The 3,005-nt window shown below is 50.4% G+C and carries 2 protein-coding genes and 1 tRNA gene; 1 reads left to right on the top strand and 2 read right to left on the bottom strand.

Annotated features, from left to right (window positions below; translation table 11 throughout):
• Positions 1-942 (bottom strand): aldo/keto reductase (locus tag ACML7B_RS07005; protein WP_418540164.1); only part of this gene is annotated, 942 nt, incomplete at its 3' end.
• A gap of 159 nt (positions 943-1,101) precedes the next feature.
• On the opposite strand from ACML7B_RS07005, the gene ACML7B_RS07000 reads away from it, so the two are divergent.
• Positions 1,102-2,271: a MalY/PatB family protein gene (locus ACML7B_RS07000; RefSeq protein ID WP_418540162.1), complete on the top strand. Its 1,170-nt coding sequence runs from the start codon at positions 1,102-1,104 to the stop codon at positions 2,269-2,271.
• A gap of 70 nt (positions 2,272-2,341) precedes the next feature.
• On the opposite strand, the gene ACML7B_RS06995 is transcribed toward ACML7B_RS07000, so the two are convergent.
• Positions 2,342-2,428 (bottom strand) — tRNA-Ser (locus ACML7B_RS06995).
• Between the last annotated feature and the right edge of the window lie 577 nt (positions 2,429-3,005).

The following is a 3,005-nucleotide window of genomic DNA, read 5'->3' as shown; positions in this document are numbered from 1 at the left end:
CTTGATTAAAAGGGGAATGTCCAGTTCGGCCGGGCAGACCGGGCAGCAGTAGCGGCAGGAAGAGCAGGGAACGCCGAAGGAATCCCGGAATGCCAGGATGGCTTTGTCCAGGGCGGCGCTTTCTGCCTCTGTCAGTTGATTTTCCGGTTCAAAGACGGCGGCGTTCTGCCGGATCTCCTCCGGGGAAGTCATGCCGCTTAAGACGCACTGTACATTGGGAAGTCCCAGAAGATAGCGGAAGGACCAGGAAGGAATGGTCTGTCCCGGCGCGGCCTGGTTTAAGATCGCTTCCGCCTGATCATTTAAATGAACCAGCCGCCCGCCCTTCAGGGGTTCCATTACCCAGACGGGGATGCCCCGTTTTGTCAGAAGATCGTACTGGCCTTTCCCGTCCAGCAGAGTCCAGTCCAGGTAGTTGAGCTGGATTAGGGCCATGTCGAAATCCGGATACCAGTCAAGAAAGCGTGCAAGCCCTTCCGGCGCCATATGGGAAGAAAATCCCAGGTAGCGGATGCGGCCTGCCGCTTTTTGTTTCAGCAGATATCCGATGTAATCTCTGGCCGGGTCCATATATTGATCCATGAAATGCTCCTGTACGCTGTGGATCAGGTAGAAGTCAAAATAGTCGGTCTGGCAGCGCCGCAGTTGTTCTTCGAATACTTCTTCGATATCTGGGTTGGCGATCACATAAAACTTGCTGGCCAGATAGTAGCTGTCCCGTGGATAGCGGGCCAGAGCTTCGCCCAGGAAACGCTCTGAGTCGCCTTTGTGATAGGTGTAGGCGGCGTCAAAATAGTTGATGCCGCTTGCAAAAGCCTGATCGATAACCTTCCGGGCTTTTTCCCGGTCGATCTTATTGGGGTCTCCCGGGACGGCAGGAAGGCGGAGGCTGCCAAGGCCGAGAGTGGAGATCTTATTTCCCTTGAACTCTTTGTAATACATAAGAACCCTCCTTTCAAAGCGTGATTGCTAACTTTATGATACTTTGGTCCCTGGGAAGAAGTCAATGGAATCTGATTGCATTTTCCAGAGAAAAAAGATAAGATGTTCAGGAGACGACTGAAGAAACAAAAACAGACAGGAAAGTAATGAGGTACAGACATGAAAGAAGTGTGTTACAAAGAGCGGAGACATACAGACTCCAAAAAATGGGACGCCTGCCGGGAGCAGTTTGGCGAAGAAGAGCTGCTTCCACTGTGGGTGGCGGACATGGATTTTGAGGCGCCTGCCTGCGTCCGGGAAGCCTTGAGAAAATATGTGGATTTCGGAGTGTTCGGATATTATCATCCTTCGGAGGAATACGGGGAAGCCTTTGTCCGCTGGGAAGCTGCCCGGCACGGCTATCAGGTGGAGAAGGAATGGCTCCGGTTCTCCCCGGGAGTGGTTCCGGCAGTCAACTGGCTGGTGCAGATACTGACGAAAGAGGAGGACCATGTGCTGATCATGCCGCCGGTCTATTATCCATTTAAAGACTCCCTGATAAATAATCACCGCCAGGTGACGGAGAGTCCTCTGATCCGCAGGGAGAACAGTTATGTTATAGACTATGAAGATTTTGAGCGGAAGATCGAAGAGGAGGACGTTAAGCTTTTCATCCTCTGTTCCCCTCATAATCCGGTGGGAAGAGTGTGGAAGAAAGAAGAGATCCGAAGAGTCATGGATATCTGTAAGAAGCACGGCGTCTATGTGATCTCGGACGAGATCCATCAGGATCTGGTGATGAAAGGACATTCCCATATCCCAACGGCAACGGCGGGAGATTATGACGAGATCCTGGTGACACTGACGGCGGCCACTAAGACATTTAACCTGGCGGCCTGCCAGAATTCCATTGTGATCCTGCCGGATCCTGGATTGCGGGAGCGCTATGATGCCTATACAGACCGGATCCGGATCAAAGGGGGCAATTCCTTTGGGTATGTGGCGGTACAAAGCGCTTATGAAGACGGAGCAGACTGGCTTGCAGAGGTGCTGGAGATTATTGAAGACAATTACAACTGTCTGAAGCAGATGCTGGAAGAGGCGCTGCCCAAAGTGTGGATCGCGCAGATGGAAGGGACCTATCTGATGTGGATCGACCTTGGCGCCTACCTCCGTCCGGAAGAGATGGAGCAGGTGATCCAGGGAAAATGTGGTCTGGCAGTGGACTACGGCTCCTGGTTCGGCAAAGGGGAGAACGAAACCTTCATCCGGGTAAATCTGGCCACAAAGCAGGAGAATGTCCGGCTGGCCGGAGAACGGATCATAGAGGCGCTCAGAGAGCGGGCCTAAAAGCGCACGCCTGGCGAGAAAAATGAAAAAGCGCAGCAGGGACAAGATCTGTCCTTGCTGCGTTTTTGTACGGAGACGGTGGGATTCGAACCCACGTGCCCAAAGAGGACAACCGCATTTCGAGTGCGGCTCGTTATGACCACTTCGATACGTCTCCAAAAACACCGTAATGTATTATAGCATAAGTGCCGGGTGAGCGGAATACCTAAATTGAAATAAAATCCCGTTGAAAACGAGAGCGGACCGGCGTTTTGCAGCCGGTCCGGAAGGAATGAAACAATCTATGTAAATTTGAATTATTGTTAGGCGAAGACTGACAGTCATACAGATAAGAAAACATAAGCACGACCGCCGCCTTCATTTGTTGTTAAAGCTATTATATAAAAAAGATGTGGCGCAAATGTGTCAGAACCTGAAAATGTTTATAAAGATTCTTAAGAAAATCCAAATTTAGTAAGAGTTGCTGAAATCCTTTGGTCGGATTTGTCTATCCTGCCATCTTGTCTTTTCTTCTGCTCTCCACTATAATGAACAAACAACCATCTGGAGAATTCTTTTCTCCACCGCAGCCGGATTTCCCGGCTATCCTTTATTTCCGGCGGTTTCCGCCATTTGTTTCCAGACCTTTTTGAGCTCATTTAAAGGTTGCAGCATGTAGTCTTGTTTCCTATAATGAAAGTGAGGTACTTATGAATCGACAATTGCATACTCAGGAGGATCTTCATGCGGACCGC

The organism is Massilistercora timonensis, assembly GCF_048354975.1.
Lineage (GTDB): Bacteria > Bacillota > Clostridia > Lachnospirales > Lachnospiraceae > Massilistercora > Massilistercora timonensis.
The sequence above is the reverse complement of the archived record's forward strand: the minus strand, read 5'-3'. Positions and strand labels throughout refer to the sequence as shown.

Excerpts from the sequence above, each read along its gene's own strand:
- ACML7B_RS07000 (WP_418540162.1), top strand. The coding sequence starts at position 1,102 with ATGAAAGAAGTGTGTTACAAAGAGCGGAGACATACAGACTCCAAAAAA.